This is a genomic window from Nocardia sp. NBC_00403 (assembly GCF_036046055.1).
GTDB lineage: Bacteria > Actinomycetota > Actinomycetes > Mycobacteriales > Mycobacteriaceae > Nocardia.
In genome coordinates this window covers 1,695,554-1,715,219 of record NZ_CP107939.1, presented here as the reverse complement: position 1 = coordinate 1,715,219, position 19,666 = coordinate 1,695,554, and the positions used below count along the sequence as shown (strand labels likewise).

The window sequence follows — 19,666 nt, the reverse complement described above, 5'->3', positions numbered from 1 at the left end:
GGAAAAGGCGAACGTGGCGACCGAATTCGGCCCCGCACGCTGGGGAAACGCTCCAGTGATCGATTCAGGCGAGCTCGCCGATGTTGCCGACGACACGCTGCAGCTCCACCCGACCGTCGGCCAGCTTGTAGGTCACACAGGCGATCGCGCACTCGCCGGTGGCCACCCGCTGCGAAATGATCATCGAGCGCTGCATGAGCAGCCTGCTGGTTTCCACCACATGCCTGGCCTCCATCTCGTCGACGGTGGACAGACCCTCCCTGCGACCGATCAGAATCGACGGCGTGACCCGCTCGACCACACTGCGAATGAACCCGCCCGGCACCTCGCCGCCGTCCAGCGCGTCGATGGTGGCCTTCACTGCGCCACAGCTGTCGTGTCCGAGCACCACGATGAGCGGCACGTTCAGCACCTGCACGCCGTATTCGATCGACCCCAGCACCGAACTGTCGACCACATGGCCCGCGGTGCGCACCACGAACATGTCGCCGAGGCCCTGGTCGAAGATGAGCTCGGCCGCGACGCGGGAGTCTCCGCAACCGAACAGGATTGCGGACGGGTGCTGGCCACTGACGAGCTTGGCTCGGTCCACGGCACCCTGGCTAGGATGCAGCAGACTGCCGTTGACGAAGCGCTCGTTGCCCTCGCGGAGGGATTTCCAGGCACTGATCGGGTTGGAATCAGGCATACCGACCATTGTGCACATCAGATTGGTTACCAGCGAGTTCGTTTCGTTACGGGTTGGCAAATATCGACTGGCCGAAACACACGAGGAACGGTGAGGGCGGTGCCGAAGAGCGGCGCAGCGCACAAGGGCGCGGGTGCACCGAGCAAGAGCAACTCGGCGCACAAGAGCATCGACGCTGAGGTGTTGCTGGACTGGTATGAGCGCACCGCACGGGATCTGCCTTGGCGCCGGGCCGAGGTAACGGCGTGGCAGATTCTGATGAGCGAGATCATGCTGCAGCAGACGCCGGTGGTGCGAGTCGAGCCGATCTGGCGCGAGTGGGTGGCCCGCTGGCCGGTGCCCTCGGCGATGGCCGCCTCGTCGCAGGCCGAGGTGCTGCGCGCGTGGGGCAAGCTCGGATATCCGCGCCGCGCACTGCGGCTGCACGAATGCGCGCGGGTGCTTGCCGAGCAGTACGGCGACGAGGTGCCCACCGACGTCGACCTACTCCTCGGGCTGCCCGGGATCGGTGCGTACACCGCGCGCGCGGTGGCCTGTTTCGCCTACGGTCAGCGAGTTCCGGTGGTGGACACCAATGTTCGCCGAGTCGTGGCTCGCGCGGTGCACGGCCGCGCGGCGGCGGGCAACCCGTCCGCGCGCGATCTGCCCGAGACCGAGGCGCTGCTGCCGCGGCAGATCGATCGGGCCGCGGTATTTTCCGCGGCGCTGATGGAACTCGGTGCGACGGTGTGCACCGCGCGAACCCCCGACTGCGATCGCTGCCCGCTGCCGCAGTGCGCGTGGGTGGCCTCGGGGCGGCCGGTGTCGGAGGTGGTTCGGCGCACCCAGAAGTACGAGGGCACCGACCGGCAGGCTCGGGGCAGGCTGCTCGATGTACTGCGCGATGCCACCGGACCGGTGGAACGGGTCCGCCTCGACCTGGCCTGGACTCGTGACCCGGGCCAACGCGACCGCGCCTTGGATTCGCTGCTCATCGACGGACTGATCGAGCAGACCGCCGAGGGCCTGTTCGCGCTCGCGGGCGAGGGCGGGCAACCGGTCGGTTGACAGCTACTCGCCGAGGACCCGGCGCAGGAACACCTCGACCTCGGCGCGGTACCGCTCGGGCTGGTCGTCGTGCACGAGATGGCCGGAGTTCGGGATCTTCACATAGACGGCGTCCGGGTGGACGACGGCCATCTGCCGCATCTGCCCCGCCGGCGTAATGGTGAATTCGCCTTCGATCAGCAGCGCGGGCACCGTGATCGCCTTCCACTGCGCCCAGAAATCGCGGGTGCCCCACTCCTCGGAAATATCACGGAAGGTCTCGACCGAACCGTGCAGCCGATAGCCGTCCGCCCCGCGCTCGAACGAATTCAGGAAATACCGCCCAGCGACCGGACCGAAAAAATCCAGCACCGCATCCTCGTCCGGAAACGGCGGCCACGCCTCGATCATCGCCGCCCAATCCTGAGCCGTCCGTCCGGTGAAATCCGGTGCGATGTCCTCGACAACCAGCGCACGCACCCGATCGGGATAGGCCGCAGCAAAGACCCACCCGTGCAACCCGCCCATCGAATGCCCGATCACAACCATGGGCTCGGAGATCTGCGCGGTCGCCGCCGCCAAGTCTTCGATAAACGCCTCGGTGGTGAGTTCAGCGGGCGCCGGTCGACCGTGCCCAGCAGCATCGAACGTATAGACATGCCCGAACCCCCGCAGCCACTCCAGCTGACCACCCCAGGTGCGAGCACTGCCCATCAACCCGTGCAACAGCAGGATCGGAACCCCTGCCCCACCTTCGTCATGCAACATTGAAAGCGACAATACGTTCGCCGATCACGCGACCACGACCCACCCTACGAGCACCATTTGCGACCACTAGCGCGCAGCAGGCGCATGCAACAAGTCGCGACCTCCCCATCAAACCGCACTCCCACGACCACGACGATGCCTTCCGAACGCAACAACACCCAGCACCAGCGTTCGCGGCCCGAGGCCCCCACCACAACAGCCAAGGCGTGTCCACCAAAGTCGCAAGCTCAGCTACCGACGCCCCACTCGGCACACTTCCGAGCGAAGCGACACCGAGCATCAGAGTTCGCAGCGCATCCCACCTCTACAGCGGCCCGAGACCCATCCATCGAAGTCGCAAGCTCAGCTACCGACGCCCCCACCCGGCACGATGACACCTTCCAAGCGAAGCGAGACCCGAGCACAGAGTTCGGGGCGCATCCCACCTATAGCCCCCTGAGCGCCGACAGCCCCCTAAGCGCCTAAACCAAAGTCGCAAGCTCAACTACCAACGCACCCACCCGGCACGATGACACCTTCCAAGCGAAGCGAGACCCGAGCACAGAGTTCGGGGCGCATCCCACCTATAGCCCCCTGAGCGCCGACAGCCCCCTAAGCGCCTAAACCAAAGTCGCAAGCTCAACTACCAACGCACCCACCCGGCACGATGACACCTTCCAAGCGAAGCGAGACCCGAGCACAGAGTTCGGGGCGCATCCCACCTATAGCCCCCTGAGCGCCGACAGCCCCCTAAGCGCCTAAACCAAAGTCGCAAGCTCAACTACCAACGCACCCACCCGGCACGATGACACCTTCCAAGCGAAGCGAGACCCGAGCACAGAGTTCGGGGCGCATCCCACCTATAGCCCCCTGAGCGCCGACAGCCCCCTAAGCGTCTAAACCAAAGTCGCAAGCTCAACTACCAACGCACCCACCCGGCACAATGACGCCTTCCGAGCGAAGCGAGACCGAGCACTAAAGTTCGCGGCCCGTCTCGCTTCCGAGCCGTCGAAGCGCATGCGACGAAGTCGCGAGTCTCGACGGCTCGGAAGCGAGACCAAGGGGGCCGCGAACACGCAGCGCCGAAGGCGCTGCCAAAAAACACAGCCCCGCGAACACGCAGCGCCGCAGGCGCTGCAAAATCAACCAATGCCAGTTGTGAAGATCAATGCAATCGAGGTCCCTGAGGGCGCGGGCCCCGAGTTGGAAAAGCGGTTCGCTCACCGCGCGCATGCGGTCGAGGGCTCGCCGGGATTCCTCGGCTTCCAATTGTTGCGCCCCGTCGCCGGCGAGAACCGGTACTTCGTTGTCACCCAGTGGGATTCGGAGGAATCCTTCGCGGCGTGGCGGGATGGGCCTGCGCGTGAGGCGCATGCGGGCGAGCGGCAGAAGCCGGTTTCCACGGGTGCGTCGCTGCTGGAATTCGAGGTCGTGCTCGACGTCGCCGCGAAACCCGCTTCCTGAGGCGAGACCGGCGCACCCGGCCGGTTGACTCGCCCACCGTGGCGTCGGTAACCCGGCGGCCGTATTGACGTCGGGCACTCGCAGGTGTCACAGTTCGAGGAGATAAACGCGATGGTGACGCGGTAATTCCGGTGCAAATCCGGAGCGGTCGCGCCACTGTGTTCCATGCATCGACGGGTCGTTTTCGAGTCCTGGTGCCGGAAAGCCAGACGCCGGCACCATCGCACCGACCACTCGACGGGACGCGCATCCCTAGGAGGATTCGAATGGCCATCGCGCATTCACCGAGCCGGGCAACCGATTCACTCGCCACACTGCTCATCGCTGTGGGCGTCGTTCTTCTCGCACTCCTCACGCTGTACCTGGTCGGATTCGACCAGGGGGCCATCTCGCGTAGCGGGATGTTCATGCATGAGCTGATGCACGACGGACGTCACCTGCTCGGTGTTCCATGTCACTGAATTCTCCTACTTCGCCGACTCTGCCGGCTGCCGTCCCACTGCTCGGTTCGCTCAAAACCCTGCTGTTACGTGGCCTGCTGGCCGGCCTCATCGCCGGCCTGCTGGCCGGTACGGTGGGCTACTTCGTCGGCGAGCCCAAGGTGGACGCTGCCATTGCCATCGAAGAGGCCAATTCCGCTGCGGAAGCGGCGCATGCCGAGTCGACCGCAGGGCATTCACACGGCGACGAGGAAGAACCGCTGGTCAGCCGGAGCGGACAGAAGGCTGGTCAATTCCTCGCGCTCGGCCTCGCGGGAATGGCGTTCGGCGCCATCTTCGCCGCGGCGGCGCATTTCGCGCGTCGGTACACCACACTGTCGGGCCCCAAGCTCGCGATCGGCCTGGCCGTCGGCGGCTGGGCGGCGATCGTGGCCGTGCCGTTCTTCAAGTACCCCGCGAACCCGCCCGCGGTGGGTGATCCGGAAACGATCAACGACCGCACCTGGCTGTGGGTGGCGGCGGTGCTGCTCGGCCTCGCGGCCGTCGGCATCGGCGTGTTCGTCTACAAAGCCCTTGCGACACAGCTCGAGACGTTCCGGCTGATCGCCGGTGTCGGGGCCTTCGTGCTGATCGCGGCGGTCGGCTATATCCTGCTGCCCGGCGTGAACGAGGTAAAGGCCGACTTCCCCGCGACCCTGCTGTGGCAGTTCCGGGCGGCCTCGCTGGCCGAATCGGCCACGTTGTGGGCGTTCCTCGGCTTGGGCTTCGCGGCACTCACCGAATTCGCCACGCGCCCTAGCACTCCGGTACGAGAGCAGGTCGCTACCGCGGGCTGATCCGCGCTTCGGAAGGTCGAAGGCAGTGTTGGTCTCATGACCGGCACTGCCTTTTCCATTTGGCCAGCACCTTTGCGCGCCGAACATTCTGTGCGCCCACCGCGCGCTGTTTCGGTGGCATTCACCGGCCTCGTCGCCGCACTGCTCTGCGGCGTCGGCGAGGCCCTGACCTATGTCGCGGTGCATCTCGACAGCCCCAGCGCCGATGTGGGTTCTCTCACCACCGGCCTAGCGGTGCGGGGCGTCATCTACCTGGTGGTTCTCGGCGTCGCCATCCGGATGGCGCACGGCGCCCGTTGGGCCCGCATCGTTCTGACCATCGGCATCGGGATAGTCGGACTCGCCTCGCTGATCATCGAGCCCGCGGCCGCGACGTTGTCCGCCCAAGAAATCGGCGATCTCTTCGACAATCTCAGCCCGTCGGCGGTGATCACCGGGATCTTCCGGACCGGACACATTCTCGCCGTCCTGATCGCGATCCCCGCGATGTACCACCCCACGGCCCGCCGCTACTTTCGTACCGCCTGGTCGTCCTGATAAAGCACTCGGTTCCTCGCACCTCGGACCGCTGTCGGAGCAGGTGCGAGGAACCGGGAAATCACCCTGCTTACGCGAGCGCGGCGTCCAGCGTGATGTTGTCGACGCCTGTCAGCGCCTTGCTGACCGGGCAGCCCGCCTTTGCGGCGGCGGCCGCAGCGGCGAAACCGTCGGCGTCGAGGCCGGTGACCCTGCCGCGGACGGTCAGCTTGATGCCGCTGATGCGGAATCCGCCGTCCAGGTCAGGGCCGAGGGTGACGTCGGCGGTGACATCCAGGCTCTCCGGGGTGCCGCCCGCATTGGCGATCTGCGCCGAGAGGGCCATCGCGAAACATGAGGAGTGTGCCGCCGCGATCAGTTCCTCCGGGCTGGTGGTGCCGTCGGCATCGTCGGCGGCACGCTTGGGAAACGACACGTCGTACTTGCCAACGCCGGAGCTGGCCAGCTCGACCTGTCCCGAACCCTCCTGCAGAGAGCCGGTCCAAGCAGTGCGCGCGGTACGTGTGGGCATCACGGTCCTTTCGATGTTGTTACGTGAAACACACCGAACCTACCGGTCCTGCCTCTCCGCGTCTTCAGGCCAGGCTCAGGTGCTGCGAGGATGGCGTTGGCGGCCGGCGGTAAGGCGAGTTGCCGAGTTGGCCCCTGCCCGGTGAGTTACCAGTGCGCTCTCTAAACGCGTCACCGCCGGTCATGGGGCCGACAGTACCGTGTGACCTGCGGCCACGAGGACAGGTTGCCTCGTCACTTCAGCCCGCACCATGGGACTGAAATACGCTCTCCCCAGCCTGTTTCAAGGATGACATAGACACCGGATGCGTAAACCTGGAGTCAACCGAAGCCGAGGCAGTCCCATGTGTTCTTCAGTCGGTGATGTGGTCGACGTCGATCATGAGGTGTAGGGGTCCGCGGAAGATATGGCTTCGGCGATATGGCGGTGGGTCGTCTACCAGGCGGGGGCTCTGCACGCGGCGCAGGAATGTTTCCAGTGTGAGGTTGACTTCGAGCCGCGCTAGCGGGCCGCCGATGCAGGTGTGGATACCGCTGCCCCAGCCGACGTGCTCGTTGTCGGGGCGTTCGGGGTCGTACTGGTCGGGGTTGGCGAAGCGGGTGGGGTCGCGGTTGGCGGCGCTGTACATCAGGTGCACCGCCGCGCCCTTCGGGATGACGGTGTCGGCGATCTCGATGTCGTCGGTGGCGCTGCGGCTGGGGAAGAACTGCACGGCCGACTGCAGTCGCTGGACTTCTTCGATGGCGCGTGGAATTAGTTCCGGGCGCTGCCGCAGCAGCTCGAACGAGCCGGGGTTGCGTAGCAGGGTCATCACACAGTTGGAGATGGTGTTGACCGTGGAGTCGTGGCCGGCGACGAGCAACAACTGCGCGTTGGATACCGCCTCCTGCGGTGACATCGGACCGTCCGGCCCTTCGGTGTCGTTGACCAGGTCCGACAGCAGTCCATCTCCGGGCTGGTGACGGTATTGCTCGATCAGCTCGGCGAGGTAGTGCCGCAGTGCCGCACCGGCGGCTCGGCCTTTTGCTGCGCGGGCCCGTCCTTCGTCGGTGGCGGCATCCGGGCCCAGATCCAGACCCGTCAACAGGTCACGGATCCAGACGTGAAAGGTTGGTTCGTCGGCGCGGGGGACCCCGAGGATTTTGCAGATCATTGTCACCGGTACGGGATAGGCGTAGTCGTCGACCACGTCGAACCTGGTTGATTCTCGGGCTTTGATGTCGTCGAGCAGCTTGTTGCACAGCCCGACGATGCCGGGCTCCATGCTCGGGATCAGGTCGGGCGAGTGTGGCGGCCCGAAGTGGCGCATCACCTGCCGGCGGGCCCGGTCGTGATTCGGCGGATCGGACACGATGATGCTCGGTTGACGGCCGCCGTGCGCCTGCAAGTCTTCGACGCCCGCGGGCGGTTCGGCGTCGCCCGCTAGGTGGGCTGCCAGCGGGCTGCGGCGGACGTCGGAACTGATCCGTGGGTCGTGCGCGAGCGCCAGCAGTTCGCGGTAGCCGGTGACGACATAGAGGTTGTCGGCCACCTGCACGACGGGAGTTTTGCGAAGCTCGGCGAAGAACGGGTACGGATCGGCGCGGTTGTCGTAGGTCATCGCCTCCGCCCAGGCAGTCTCTACGGTCATAATCCCTCCTTGATTCGGTGGGCAGTGGCGTGCGATGTCAGCTCCGCCGACGAAACTCGGCACCCCGCGTGGTCGGGTCGTGGCCGGTGAGCACGACGGTGGGAATCTCGGTGGGCACGCGCGGATCCGGGAAGCGCGCCGGGATCGGTGTCGCGCCCGCAGGCTGGTCGTAGCCCGGTGGTGGCGGCGGGAACGGCGCCGACCGCTCGATGAGAGCGCTGTAGTAGTCCAGCCACTTGCCGTGGTCGAACGTGACGGCGCCGACGATGCGCCCCTGACGGCCGTACGCGGCGGCGAAGCGGCGCTCGCAAGGCGAACCTTGGGTGAACACGATCTCGTCGCCGAACGAGCACACCCCCACACCCTTGATGTTGACGCCGAACTGGGCCGACCAGAACATCGGCAGCGGAAGGTGCGGGCACCGCTCGGTCTCCAGGTTGATCATGTTGTTGGCAGCTACCTGAGCTCCGGACACCGCGTTGTCCCAGTGCTCCATGGAGATGAACTGGTACTCGTAGAGCACGTGCGGGGCGCGCGCGATGTCGCCGGCGACGAAGATGTTGTCGGTCACTACGCCGTTGATGTCGAACGCGCGGCAGCCGGCGTCGCAACCCACCCCCCAGAAGCCGCTGGCCAGCCCGGCGCCCTCGAGCCACTCGACGTTGCGGATCGAGCCCAGTGACGCGACCACGACGTCGACATCGAGGGTGGCTCCATCGGAAAGCCGAGCCTGCCGCACGTGGCCGCCGTCATCTGCCTCCAGCGCCTCGACCGCGACCCCGGTGCGCAGGTCGACCCCCGCATCGCGCTGCATCCTGGCGGCGATATCACCGATCACCCCGCCCAGCGCGCCGACCAGCGGCCCGTCGGCGCGTTCGGTGACTGTCACCGGCAGGCCCAGCTTGCAACACACCGAGGCCATCTCCGATCCGATGAATCCCGACCCGATGATGAGGACCCGCCGAGGGCCGGCGTGCAGCGCGGCCTGCAGGCGTGTGGCGTCATCGCAGGTGCGAACTGTGAAAACACCCTCGAGCGCGGCTTCTCGAGGATTGATCCACGGCCGTGCCCGCACCCCGGTGGCGATCAGCAGCCGGTCGTAGTCGACCTTGTCCCCGTTGGCCAGCAGCACCTGGCGGTTGACCCGATCCAGGCCGGTGGCGGCCACCCCCAGCCGCCAGTCGGCGTTGACGGCCCGCCGTCGCGGGAGCCTGGTGTGGTCGGGGTGTACCCATCCCTCGAGCACCTGCTTCGACAGCGGCGGACGATCGTAGGGCTCGTGCGGCTCGTCGCCGATCACCGTGAGCTTGCCGCGGAAACCGCGCTCTCGCAACGCTTCCGCGGCGCGCAACCCGGCCAGCGAGGCGCCCACGATCACGATGCGGCCTTCCGCGCGAAACGCTGCCACCAGCTCGGCGACCAGCGATGCCGCGCTCACATCGGGTCACCCTCAGCGGGAGTGTAGGTCTCCACGATGATTGCCTGAACCGGACATGCCGCCGCCGCCCTCAGCACCCGCTGGCGTTGGGATTCATCAGGGTTGGGATCGTAGGCGAGCGCCTCGTCACCGAGCAGCTTCAGCACATCCGGCGCCAGCGGGACACACTGCGCGTATCCCAGACACTTGTTCAGATCCACTACGATGCGCATACTCAGCTCCCTTGTGAGCCACTTCCTCGCATCCACCTCGGTCGCCGACCGGCGGGGCCACCGACCCCGGATCAGCCACCGCTATCGTACGCCGGGCGCCGGAGGAATATGAGTCCCGCCGTCACCCGCAAAAGAGTCCCGTCAACGGCGTTTCCGCACGGAGGCACCACCAGCTTCGCTGCAATCCCGCACCGTGTCTTTGCCGGCGCTGCGGCGCTGAGCGATGGTGTCGAGCAGGGTGGTGAAACAGGCAGAGGTCCGCCGCCTCGAGTCAGCGCCTGCTTCGTCTCGTCGTCGCGTCCCTTTGGGCGGCCGGGCCGGGGTTCCGGTAGTAGTCGCCGAAAATCCCATTCACTCCCGGCAAGATCACCATCTGCGTGCGGCGGCGTGGGGCTGCAGCTCGATTCCCACCCTGCAGTTGTCACGTTGCGCGAAGAACATGAGCCGGGCCCTTCAGCTTGTCAGTCCGGGTTGGTGACGCGGGCGAGGACGATGCCGCCGAGGATCAGGGATAGGGAGAGGATTCTGCCTGCGCTGAGCGGGTCCTTGTTGACGATGATGCCGAGGCCGATCGCGCCGACGGCGCCGATGCCGGTGAAGATCGCGTAGGCGGTGCCGACGGGGAGGGTCTGCATGGCTCGGGACAGTAGGTAGACCGCTACGGCTCCCAGGATGAAGCAGATGACGGTGGGGATGAGGCGGGTGAAGTTCTCGGTGGGTTTGATGCTCTGCGACCAGATGATCTCCACCACGCCGGCCACGCCGAGGACGATCCAGTTCATCAGTACTGCTTCGCGAGGTTGCGGGCGGTGTCGATGGCGGCGGCGTAGGACGCGTCGTGCTCGCCGCGCTTTGTCGCCAGAAGTGGGTCCTGACGGGAGTTGGCCAGTTCGGCGTTGACGAAGACGGTGTCGTGCACCGCAAAGTGGCCTGCGAAAAAGTCGCGCAGATAGCGCTCCTGGTAGTCGAACGCGGCCTTGGGAGCGCCCGGCGAGTAGGCGCCGCCGCGGGCGGTGGCTACGACGAAACGCCGGTGTCCCAATGACATTCGCGGAAAGGTCACCTGATCGAGCCACGCCTTGAGCGAGGCGGGGATCGAGTAGTTGTACATCGGGGTGCCGATCAGGATCACATCGGCGGCCAGTAGCTCTGCCAGCAGCGGGGCGACGATCGCCCAAGCTTCGGCCTGGGCCGGGGTGCGGACCAGTTCCGGGAGCCGATCCAGGTCGGTGCTGCCGAGGGCGAGCACCGCATCGCACAACTCGGTCCATGCCTCGCCGATGAACGGCACCGGATCAGCCGCCAGATCCCGGTACCGATAACCGCCTTCGGGGTTCTCGGCGCGCCAGGCATCGGCGAACGCGGCGCTCACCTCGCGACTGATCGAGTGACGGCGGGCGCTCGCGTCGAGGTGCAGCAGTGTGCTCATTGTCAGGCCTCCAACTAACTGGACATCATGTCCGCTTCGTGTCGAGAATGAGGTTAGCGCTAAGTGGACATCTTGTCCACTTATCTTCGAATCGACTACAGTCGGAGACATGGACCCCCGATCCGACCTGCTCACCGGCATTTCGTCGAGTGCGACACCGCCGGAAGCGATCGCGCCTGCGCCTACCGAGCGCACCGACGCGGCACGCAATCGCGCCAAGGTCCTCGCCGCCGCCGCCGAACTGTTCGCCACCCGCGATCCGCGCACCGTGACGATGGATGACATCGCCAAGGCGGCAGGCGTCGGCCGCGGCACGCTCTATCGCCGGTATCCGGACAAGAATTCGATCGCCGTCGCGCTATTGGACGAGCACGAGCGCGCGCTGCAGGAGAAGTTGCTGCGCGGCGCTGCGCCGCTCGGGCCGGGCGCGCCGCCGGACGAGCGGCTCGCGGCCTTTTACACGGCCATGGTCGAATTGCTCGAAGCACATGCGCATTTGGTGCTCGGTGCCGAGAGTGGTGGGGCGCGGTTCCGCACCGGTGCATACGGGTTCTGGTATCTGCATGTGCGGTCGCTGCTTGTCGCCGGGGGCGTCGCAGATCCCGACGCACTGGTTGATCCGCTGCTCGCGCCATTGGCCGCCGAGGTTTTTCAGCATCAACGTGAACGCGGCTCGAGCGCGGCGCACATTGCCGAGGCGCTGAGCAGGCTGGCTCATTTCGTCATCGGCTCGGCCACGAGTTGATCGGAATTCCGCACCACTCGGCCCGGCAAGCGGGAACATGCCGAAACCGCTGACGAACTGTTGTCCGCCAACGGTTTCGAGGTATTCCGAATTCCGCCGACAATCAGACCATGTCTCGCCGGTGCACCAATAACAATGTGCCCGCAACGAACACGGCCATATAGCCGGCGAGCGCGATCAACGACTCGGTTCGCGACAGAGTGTCGAGCACACCCGGCGTCGCCGGGCCCTGCACCGTGCGCATCGCACCGGCCATCGATCCTGCCGCCGTGCCGGGCAGATGATCGGTGATCACCTTGATCGGCTCGAATATTCCGGCGACACCGCGCAGCAGATTCTCTACAACCAGCACCCACACCAGACCCAGACCTACCGCAAGCGCAGGACCACGGGCGATTGCGCCGATCAGCGCACCTGCCAGCGTCCACATTCCGAGAATTGCTGTCCCGGTGATGATTCCGTTCGCCGCCGGACCGAAACCGGGCAGCGCGAGCGACTGTGACTGCGAGAGCGCGATGATCGACGCGACACCGATATCCGCCGCGAAAGCGACGCAGACCAGCGCCACAACCACGAATGCCAGACTCACCACCGCACCGCCGAGCGAGGTGATCCGCGACGGCCCCTGGGTGAACGCTGTCTTCCAGGTGCCCCACCCATATCCGCTGCCGATGCTCAGGGCACCGAGGATGAGCATCAACGCGCCGCCGAACATGGCCATGCCCTGCGTGAAGACTTCCGGGACGGCCGCGGGCAACATTTGCTGCAGCAGTACCTCTTTGGGCTGCCCGTTCGACATACGCGACGATTCGCCCGAGCTGTAGGCGAGGTAGTTGAACAGGTACGAGAACGTAAGATTCAAGAGAATCCAGGTGCCGAGAATGATCCAGAATGCAGGCCACTTCCGCAGCCGGAGCAGCTCAGCGCTGGTGCTCGCCAGCAGATCCTTCCTTGCCTGCCCATTCATTTCGCCGCCTCCAGCTGGGTCATTTCGAAGAAGACTTCTTCGAGGGACTTTTCATCGATTCGAAGTTCCAGCAGATCCGCGCCTGCCTCGATCACCGCGCGGGCGACAGCGGGAGCAGTGTCGGCACCGGATTCGATCCGAATGCCGCCCGCCGTCAACAGCGCTGAACGATCACCGACCACCTGTCGCACCGCGGGGAAGGCCAATTCGAGCGGCTCGGCACGCAGCAAGAGTGAAGAGGCGCCACGCAATTCGGCCACAGTGGATTCCACGAGCAGGTTGCCACCGGAGATGACGCCGACGCGGTCGCAGATCTCCTGCACCTCGCTGAGCATGTGACTCGACAGCAGTACCGCGTGCCCGTCACCGGCGAGAGTGGTGATCAGCTCCCGCATTTCGGCCATGCCCTGCGGGTCGAGGCCGTTCGTCGGTTCGTCGAGGATCAGCAGATCGGGACGGCCGAGCAGGGCCGCGCCGACGCCGAGGCGCTGCTTCATACCGAGGGAATAGGTGCGGAACTTGTCGTCGGCGCGGCCCGCGAGTCCGACCCGGTCGAGCGCCTCGTCGACAGCGGCACGGTCCAGGCCCCGGTATTTCGCGAGCACCCGCAGGTTGTCGCGGCCGGACAGGTAGGGATAGAAGCCGGGGCCCTCGATCAGGACACCGATGCGGCGGACCACCGCCGGGTCACCCGGCGTATGGCCGAGCACGGTCGCGGTGCCGCTGCTCGGGCGGATCAGGCCGACCAGCATGCGCAACGTGGTCGTCTTGCCCGCACCGTTCGGGCCGAGGAATCCGTAGATCTCACCGGCCCCGACATTCATGCTCACGCGGTCGACGGCGGTGTGGGCGCCGTAGCGTTTGGTCAGCCCTGCGGTGACCACGATGGAATCTGTCATGCCCCGAGAATCCGCCCCCGACCAGGTCCGCCACATCCGCCGCGCGGCGCAGGCCGACGTACGTATCCAGGCCTACGTCCGCGACGTACCCGGCAAATACGCAGCGCGGCGGACGCTGAGCGCGCAGCGGCCTAATAGGCTGCAGGGGTGACAGCGCCAGGGGAATCGAAACGTGGCCCGGTCGTTCGGGACTGGGGCCTCGCGTTCGTCGTCGGGGTGATCCAGCTTGCCGGTGGGCGCAATGCGAACATGCGCCAAACCGGCGTGCACTCGCTGGACGTGCTCGGCTACACGCTGTTGCTCGTCGGACCCATCGCCCTGCTCCTGCGCCGATCACAGCCGCTGCCCGTGCTACTTGTGACGATCACGTCCTGTGCGGTGTATCTGCTGCGCGGCTACGGCTACGGCCCGATCTTCATTTCGCTGGTGATCGCCTTTATTTCCGCGGCAGTCATCGGGTCGCGGTGGTGGACTTATCCGCTCGTGCCGATCGGCTATCTCGCACTGGTCTGGCCACTGCCCGCGCTGATCGGGCACCCCGCCGACCCGTGGCTGGCTTTCGGGATGATCGCCTGGCTCGGCGTGCTGGTTTCGATCGCCGAGGGCATCAGGCAACGACAGGCGGTGCTGGTGGCGCGCAGACAGCGGGCCGAAGCCGCCCGCCGCGACGAGCAGGCGCAGCGGCAGCGGCGGGCCAGCGAGGAGCGGCTCGCTATCGCACGCGAGCTGCACGATGTGCTGGCCCACAGCCTTTCGCTGATCAATGTGCAGTCATCGGTGGCGCTGGAACTGTTCGACAAGAAACCGCAGCAGGCGGAGTCGGCGCTGGCCGCGATCAAGACCGCGAGCAAGGACGCACTGGCCGAGGTGCACACGTTGTTGCACGCGATTCGCACCGGTGCGACGGCCGCCGAGGCGCAGGCCGAGCCCCTGCTCGAGCGGACCGACGGCACCACACGCGGCTCCACCGCAGGCCGCGATTCGAAACGCGCGCAACGTTATTCGACCGACCCGGACAGCAGGCAGTCCGAATCACAACCGCCACCACTTCGCCCCACTCCAGCGCCACGGACGCCCGCGCCGAGCATCGAGGATCTGGACACCCTCCTGCGGCGGGCCCGTGCCGCCGGACTGATCGTCGACACCCGGATCATCGGCACCGCGCACCGGCTGCCGAGCGTCATCGACGTGGCAGCGGCCAGGATCATCCAGGAATCACTCACCAACGTGGCACGGCACGCGCCGGGCGCTGCGGCGACGGTGACCGTGCGCTACACCGCGGACTCGGTCGACATCACCGTCGACAACACCCGCCCCACCGGCACCCGGTCCGGATCCAGCGGGGGCAACGGCGTCATCGGCATGCGGGAGCGGGCGCACGCGCTCGGCGGCGCACTCACCGCAGGCCCACGGCCGAGCGGCGGATTCCGGGTCGCGGCCCGGCTACCCGCCAGCGTGCCGACCGAGGACGCGGACAACCCCAGTGGTTCCACCGCTCAGGAGGTGTGATGACAGACCATCGCGCAACCGAGGCGCCGATCCGGGTGTTGGTCGTCGACGATCAGGCGCTGGTGCGCGGCGGTTTCGTCGCACTGCTCGATGCCCAGGACGGCATCGAGGTGATCGGTGAGGCCGACAATGGTGAACAGGCCGTGCGGATGACCCGCGGGCTCGCCCCCGACGTGGTGCTGATGGACATCAGGATGCCGATCCTCGACGGACTGGCCGCCACCAGAATGATCGCTGAGGACCCGAAGCTCACCGAGGTGAAGGTCGTCGTGCTGACCACCTTCGAGCTCGACGAGTACGTCTTCGAGGCAATGCGCGCGGGTGCGACGGGTTTCCTGGTCAAACACACCGAACCGGCCGACCTCGTGCGCGCCGTCCGGGTGGTCGCCGCGGGTGACGCACTGTTGTCCCCCGGTGTCACCCGCCGCCTGATCGCCGAATTCTCCGCACACGCGAAACAACCGCCGCCCGCGGCCTTTACCGAACTCACCGACCGTGAGCGCGAGGTGATGACCCTGGTTGCCGAGGGTCTCACCAACGCCGAGATCGGCGAGCGCCTCTTCATGAGCCCGGCCACGGCCCGCACCCACGTGAGCCGAATCCTGATGAAGCTCGACGCCCGCGACCGCACCCAGCTCGTCGTCATGGCCTACGAATCCGGTTTGGTCCGCCCCGGCTGGCAATAGCGAGCAACACCGCGGTCACCGCCTCGCAGCGGCTCGCATTCCGCCGCGGCAAACATCGGGTATTTCGGCACCGATGCGCTGTCGGACGGGCATTTTCGTACGCGTCCAGACGTAGGGCAGGTAGCGCCGCGCGGCCGATGCCCCCGTAGGGGTGTGCGGCGCAGGCTTTCGGCATGAATATTTTCACCCAACCCGAAACCCTGACCTTCCTGGCCGATCACTACGACAACGGCTGGCATCCATGGCCGTTTTTCTGGATCTTCCCGCTCCTGTTCTGGGTCACCTTCATGGTCGTCGTCTTCGTCGTCCGCCATCGATTCATCGGACATCAGAGCGGGATCGGCGCATTGCGCACCGCGTTCGCGCGCGGCGAGATCACCGAGGATCAGTACCGCAGCAGGCTGGCCGTGCTGCGTGAGCCGAAGCGCCCCGCCAAGAGCTGATCCTGCACCGAATCACGGGAGACCCCACCATGAGCATGAATTTCGGCATTGTCCTCAGCCCACGCTCGGGAACCGACTGGGTGCGCGCCGTCCAGGGCGCTGAGCAACAGGGCTATCGGACGATCCTGATGCCGGACACCCTCAACACCCCGTCGCCCTTCCCGGCGCTCGCGGCCGCGGCCGCGGTGACCACCACGGTGCGGCTGCGCCCCAATGTGATTGCCGCACCCCTGCGCACCACTGCCACGACCGTGCGGGAAACCGCAGCGCTGCAACTGCTTTCCGACGGGCGGTTCGAGCTCGGCATCGGCTCGGGGCGTCCGGAGGCCCGCTCGGATGCCGGCCGGCTCGGCATGCCGTGGGGCTCGGCAAGCGAGCGGCGCGGCATCCTCGCCGCAACGGTCGCCGCGGTGCGCGCACAGGTCGACCCGACCCCGCCGATCGTCGTCGCGGCCAATGGCCCGCGAATGCTTTCCGCCGCAGCCGAATTCGCCGACCGCATCCTGCTGGCAGCCAGCCCGCAGGCCACCGAGGAACAGCTGGCCGAGATGGTGCGCGTGGTGCGCGACAACACCGATCGCGACATTCGCTTCACCCACCAATTGGTCGGCATCGGCGACCGGCTCCCATATTGGCTCGGCACACACCTCGGCCTCACCGCCGACGAACTGCGGGCGGGCGGGGCAGCGGGTGTGCTGGATTCCGATCCGGCCGCGATCATCGATGTGCTCGAATCCCGAAGGGAGAAATACGGAATCGACGAACTGGTCGTCCCCGGCGACCTTGCCCGCGACTTCGCACCGATGCTGACCAGGTTCGCGCACTAGCACGAAAAAGGCCTTCCCCCACTGGAAACCCAGTGGGGGAAGGCCTTTTCGATGCGGCTGGAGCTTATTCGCCCGAAGCAGCTGCCTCGGTGGTGCCTTCGCCTGCGGCGGTCAGCACGACTTCCGGCTTCTCTTCGGTCGCGGGCTCCTTGGTCAGCGTCGCCTTGCCGGTGAAGGTGAACTTGGCGTCCTCGCCCGAGCCTTCGCCGTCCCAGCCCTCGACGTCGACCACAATGGTCTGTCCTGGGCCGATCTCGCCGAAGAGGATCTTCTCCGAGAGCTGATCCTCGATCTCGCGCTGGATGGTCCTGCGCAGCGGCCGGGCGCCGAGCACGGGATCGAAACCACGCTTGGCCAGCAGCGCCTTGCCCTGCGGAGCCAGCTCGATCGCCATGTCCTTGTTCTTCAGCTGCACGGCGACGCGGCCGATCATCAGGTCCACCATCTGCACGATCTGTTCGGTCGTGAGCTGGTGGAAGACGATGACGTCGTCGATGCGGTTGAGGAACTCGGGGCGGAAGTGCTTCTTCAGCTCGTCGTTGACCTTGAGCTTCATCCGCTCGTAGTTCGATCCCTCGGCGTTGCTCTGGGTGAAGCCCAGACCGACGGCCTTGGAGATGTCCGAGGTACCCAGGTTCGAGGTGAAGATCAGCACGGTGTTCTTGAAGTCGACCGTGCGACCCTGGCCGTCGGTGAGACGACCGTCCTCGAGGACCTGCAACAGGGTGTTGTAGATCTCCTGATGTGCCTTTTCGATCTCGTCGAACAGCACCACGGAGAACGGCTTGCGGCGCACCTTCTCGGTGAGCTGGCCGCCCTCTTCGTAGCCGACGTACCCGGGAGGGGCACCGAAGAGCCGCGATGCGGTGAAGCGGTCGTGGAACTCGCCCATGTCGATCTGGATGAGCGCGTCATCGTCGCCGAACAGGAAGTTCGCCAGCGACTTGGCCAATTCGGTCTTACCGACACCGGACGGACCGGCGAAGATGAACGAACCGGAGGGACGCTTCGGGTCCTTCAGGCCGGCGCGCGTGCGGCGGATCGCCTTGGAGACGGCCTTGACGGCATCTTCCTGGCCGATGATCCGCTTGTGCAGCTCGTCCTCCATGCGGAGCAGACGGGTGGTCTCCTCCTCGGTGAGCTTGAAGACGGGGATGCCGGTCCAGTTGGCGAGCACCTCCGCGATCTGCTCGTCGTCGACCTCGGCAACCACGTCGAGATCACCGGAGCGCCACTGCTTTTCGCGCTCGGCGCGCTTGGCGACCAGCTGCTTTTCCTTGTCGCGCAGGCGCGCCGCCTTCTCGAAGTCCTGCGCGTCGATGGCGCTTTCCTTCTCCCGGCGCGCATCGGCGATCTTGTCGTCGAATTCACGCAGGTCCGGCGGAGCGGTCATGCGACGGATGCGCATGCGCGCACCGGCCTCGTCGATCAGGTCGATCGCCTTGTCCGGCAGGAACCGGTCGTTGATGTAGCGGTCGGCCAGCGTTGCGGCGGCGACGAGCGCACCGTCGGTGATGGACACCCGGTGATGCGCCTCGTAGCGGTCACGCAGACCCTTGAGGATGTTGATGGTGTGCTCGACCGTCGGCTCGCCGACCTGCACCGGCTGGAACCGGCGCTCGAGTGCGGCGTCCTTCTCGATGTACTTGCGGTACTCGTCGAGGGTGGTCGCACCGATGGTCTGCAGCTCGCCACGGGCCAGCTTCGGCTTCAGGATCGAGGCCGCGTCGATCGCGCCCTCGGCGGCGCCCGCACCGACGAGCGTGTGCAACTCGTCGATGAACAGGATGATGTCGCCGCGGGTGTTGATTTCCTTGAGCACCTTCTTCAGGCGCTCTTCGAAATCACCGCGGTAGCGGCTACCCGCGACCAGGGAACCCAGGTCGAGGGTGTAGAGCTGCTTGTCCTTGAGGGTCTCGGGGACCTCGCCGTTGACGATGGCCTGCGCCAGGCCCTCGACGACAGCGGTCTTACCGACACCGGGCTCGCCGATCAGCACGGGGTTGTTCTTGGTGCGGCGGCTCAGCACCTGCATCACGCGCTCGATTTCCTTCGAGCGGCCGATGACCGGGTCGAGCTTGCCTTCGAGCGCGGCCTGGGTCAGGTTGCGACCGAACTGGTCGAGCACCAGCGAAGTGGACGGAGTGCCCGCCTCGCCGCGGGAACCGGATTCGACCGGCTCCTTGCCCTGGTATCCGGACAGCAGCTGGATGACCTGCTGGCGCACGCGGTTGAGATCCGCACCCAGCTTGACCAGCACCTGCGCCGCGACGCCCTCACCCTCGCGGATCAGGCCGAGCAGAATGTGCTCGGTGCCGATGTAGTTGTGGCCGAGCTGCAGCGCCTCGCGCAGACTCAGCTCCAGCACCTTCTTGGCACGCGGGGTGAACGGGATGTGACCGGACGGAGCCTGCTGGCCCTGACCGATGATCTCCTCCACCTGGCTGCGCACACCCTCCAGCGAAATACCGAGGGACTCCAGCGACTTCGCTGCGACACCCTCGCCCTCGTGGATCAACCCAAGCAGGATGTGCTCGGTGCCGATGTAGTTGTGGTTGAGCATCCGGGCCTCTTCTTGGGCCAGGACAACGACACGCCTCGCGCGGTCGGTGAACCTCTCGAACATCGCTCC

At 66.3% G+C, this 19,666-nt stretch carries 22 protein-coding genes; 11 read left to right on the top strand and 11 right to left on the bottom strand.

Going from position 1 to position 19,666, the window contains the following annotated elements; all coding sequences use genetic code 11:
* Positions 1 to 64: 64 nt before the first annotated feature.
* Positions 65 to 688 carry a carbonic anhydrase gene (locus OHQ90_RS07455; protein WP_328408551.1) on the bottom strand — a complete coding sequence of 208 codons (624 nt, stop codon included), beginning with the start codon at positions 686 to 688 and terminating at the stop codon, positions 65 to 67.
* 168 nt (positions 689 to 856) lie between these two features.
* Here OHQ90_RS07455 and OHQ90_RS07450 point away from each other — a divergent pair, with 168 nt between their 5' ends.
* Positions 857 to 1,735 carry an A/G-specific adenine glycosylase gene (locus tag OHQ90_RS07450; RefSeq protein ID WP_328412666.1) on the top strand — a complete coding sequence of 293 codons (879 nt, stop codon included), beginning with the start codon at positions 857 to 859 and terminating at the stop codon, positions 1,733 to 1,735.
* A gap of 3 nt (positions 1,736 to 1,738) precedes the next feature.
* Here OHQ90_RS07450 and OHQ90_RS07445 read toward each other — a convergent pair whose 3' ends face one another.
* Positions 1,739 to 2,482 carry an alpha/beta fold hydrolase gene (locus OHQ90_RS07445; RefSeq protein ID WP_328408549.1) on the bottom strand — a complete coding sequence of 248 codons (744 nt, stop codon included), beginning with the start codon at positions 2,480 to 2,482 and terminating at the stop codon, positions 1,739 to 1,741.
* 1,128 nt (positions 2,483 to 3,610) lie between these two features.
* Here OHQ90_RS07445 and mhuD point away from each other — a divergent pair.
* The 4 genes from mhuD (at position 3,611) to OHQ90_RS07425 (ending at position 5,738) form a co-directional block, all read left to right on the top strand.
* Complete coding sequence (gene mhuD, locus OHQ90_RS07440) at positions 3,611 to 3,925, top strand: mycobilin-forming heme oxygenase MhuD (RefSeq protein ID WP_328408547.1); 315 nt, start codon at positions 3,611 to 3,613, stop codon at positions 3,923 to 3,925.
* 266 nt (positions 3,926 to 4,191) lie between these two features.
* Complete coding sequence (locus OHQ90_RS07435) at positions 4,192 to 4,386, top strand: CbtB domain-containing protein (protein WP_328408545.1); 195 nt, start codon at positions 4,192 to 4,194, stop codon at positions 4,384 to 4,386.
* Positions 4,377 to 5,201, top strand: a complete 825-nt coding sequence (locus tag OHQ90_RS07430; protein ID WP_328408543.1) for a CbtA family protein — start codon at positions 4,377 to 4,379, stop codon at positions 5,199 to 5,201. Before OHQ90_RS07435 ends, OHQ90_RS07430 begins: the two co-directional genes overlap by 10 nt.
* Before the next feature lie 114 nt (positions 5,202 to 5,315).
* Positions 5,316 to 5,738: a hypothetical protein gene (locus tag OHQ90_RS07425; protein WP_328408541.1), complete on the top strand. Its 423-nt coding sequence runs from the start codon at positions 5,316 to 5,318 to the stop codon at positions 5,736 to 5,738.
* A 70-nt stretch (positions 5,739 to 5,808) separates the two neighbouring features.
* On the opposite strand, the gene OHQ90_RS07420 is transcribed toward OHQ90_RS07425, so the two are convergent.
* The 6 genes from OHQ90_RS07420 to OHQ90_RS07395 form a co-directional block, all read right to left on the bottom strand.
* Complete coding sequence (locus OHQ90_RS07420; RefSeq protein ID WP_328408539.1) at positions 5,809 to 6,249, bottom strand: OsmC family peroxiredoxin; 441 nt, start codon at positions 6,247 to 6,249, stop codon at positions 5,809 to 5,811.
* Positions 6,250 to 6,601: 352 nt separating this feature from the next.
* The gene (locus tag OHQ90_RS07415; protein WP_328408538.1) at positions 6,602 to 7,879 is read right to left on the bottom strand and encodes a cytochrome P450; all 1,278 of its coding nucleotides are present in this window, start codon (positions 7,877 to 7,879) and stop codon (positions 6,602 to 6,604) included.
* A gap of 37 nt (positions 7,880 to 7,916) precedes the next feature.
* Positions 7,917 to 9,317, bottom strand: a complete 1,401-nt coding sequence (locus tag OHQ90_RS07410) for an NAD(P)/FAD-dependent oxidoreductase (RefSeq protein WP_328408536.1) — start codon at positions 9,315 to 9,317, stop codon at positions 7,917 to 7,919.
* A complete protein-coding gene (locus tag OHQ90_RS07405) occupies positions 9,314 to 9,529 on the bottom strand; it encodes a ferredoxin (protein WP_328408534.1) in 216 nt (71 codons plus the stop codon). Before OHQ90_RS07405 ends, OHQ90_RS07410 begins: the two co-directional genes overlap by 4 nt.
* A 461-nt stretch (positions 9,530 to 9,990) precedes the next feature.
* Positions 9,991 to 10,311 carry a DMT family transporter gene (locus OHQ90_RS07400; RefSeq protein WP_328408533.1) on the bottom strand — a complete coding sequence of 107 codons (321 nt, stop codon included), beginning with the start codon at positions 10,309 to 10,311 and terminating at the stop codon, positions 9,991 to 9,993.
* Positions 10,311 to 10,958, bottom strand: a complete 648-nt coding sequence (locus tag OHQ90_RS07395; RefSeq protein WP_328408531.1) for an FMN-dependent NADH-azoreductase — start codon at positions 10,956 to 10,958, stop codon at positions 10,311 to 10,313. The genes OHQ90_RS07400 and OHQ90_RS07395 overlap by 1 nt, the downstream gene beginning before the upstream one ends.
* Before the next feature lie 109 nt (positions 10,959 to 11,067).
* On the opposite strand from OHQ90_RS07395, the gene OHQ90_RS07390 reads away from it, so the two are divergent.
* Positions 11,068 to 11,703 (top strand): TetR/AcrR family transcriptional regulator, encoded by a 636-nt coding sequence (locus OHQ90_RS07390; protein ID WP_328408529.1) that lies wholly within the window; start codon positions 11,068 to 11,070, stop codon positions 11,701 to 11,703.
* Between the two features lie 103 nt (positions 11,704 to 11,806).
* Here the strand turns inward: OHQ90_RS07390 and OHQ90_RS07385 are convergent, their stop codons facing one another.
* Positions 11,807 to 12,670, bottom strand: a complete 864-nt coding sequence (locus OHQ90_RS07385; protein WP_328408527.1) for an ABC transporter permease — start codon at positions 12,668 to 12,670, stop codon at positions 11,807 to 11,809.
* Positions 12,667 to 13,569: an ABC transporter ATP-binding protein gene (locus OHQ90_RS07380; protein WP_328408525.1), complete on the bottom strand. Its 903-nt coding sequence runs from the start codon at positions 13,567 to 13,569 to the stop codon at positions 12,667 to 12,669. Before OHQ90_RS07380 ends, OHQ90_RS07385 begins: the two co-directional genes overlap by 4 nt.
* On the opposite strand from OHQ90_RS07380, the gene OHQ90_RS07375 reads away from it, so the two are divergent.
* The 5 genes from OHQ90_RS07375 to OHQ90_RS07355 all read left to right on the top strand — a co-directional run bounded on the left by OHQ90_RS07375 (position 13,568) and on the right by OHQ90_RS07355 (position 17,034).
* Complete coding sequence (locus OHQ90_RS07375) at positions 13,568 to 13,720, top strand: hypothetical protein (RefSeq protein ID WP_328408524.1); 153 nt, start codon at positions 13,568 to 13,570, stop codon at positions 13,718 to 13,720. The two genes, OHQ90_RS07380 and OHQ90_RS07375, sit on opposite strands and share 2 nt — an antisense overlap.
* Entirely contained in the window at positions 13,717 to 15,078 is a 1,362-nt protein-coding gene (locus OHQ90_RS07370) for a sensor histidine kinase (protein ID WP_328408522.1), read from the top strand. Before OHQ90_RS07375 ends, OHQ90_RS07370 begins: the two co-directional genes overlap by 4 nt.
* Positions 15,078 to 15,764: a response regulator transcription factor gene (locus OHQ90_RS07365; protein ID WP_328408520.1), complete on the top strand. Its 687-nt coding sequence runs from the start codon at positions 15,078 to 15,080 to the stop codon at positions 15,762 to 15,764. The genes OHQ90_RS07370 and OHQ90_RS07365 overlap by 1 nt, the downstream gene beginning before the upstream one ends.
* Positions 15,765 to 15,937: 173 nt before the next feature.
* Positions 15,938 to 16,207 carry an SHOCT domain-containing protein gene (locus tag OHQ90_RS07360; RefSeq protein ID WP_328408518.1) on the top strand — a complete coding sequence of 90 codons (270 nt, stop codon included), beginning with the start codon at positions 15,938 to 15,940 and terminating at the stop codon, positions 16,205 to 16,207.
* Positions 16,208 to 16,236: 29 nt separating this feature from the next.
* Entirely contained in the window at positions 16,237 to 17,034 is a 798-nt protein-coding gene (locus OHQ90_RS07355; RefSeq protein ID WP_328408517.1) for an LLM class flavin-dependent oxidoreductase, read from the top strand.
* 64 nt (positions 17,035 to 17,098) lie between these two features.
* Here OHQ90_RS07355 and OHQ90_RS07350 read toward each other — a convergent pair whose 3' ends face one another.
* On the bottom strand, positions 17,099 to 19,660 hold the full coding sequence (locus tag OHQ90_RS07350; RefSeq protein ID WP_328408515.1) for an ATP-dependent Clp protease ATP-binding subunit: 2,562 nt from the start codon (positions 19,658 to 19,660) through the stop codon (positions 17,099 to 17,101).
* Positions 19,661 to 19,666: the final 6 nt, after the last annotated feature.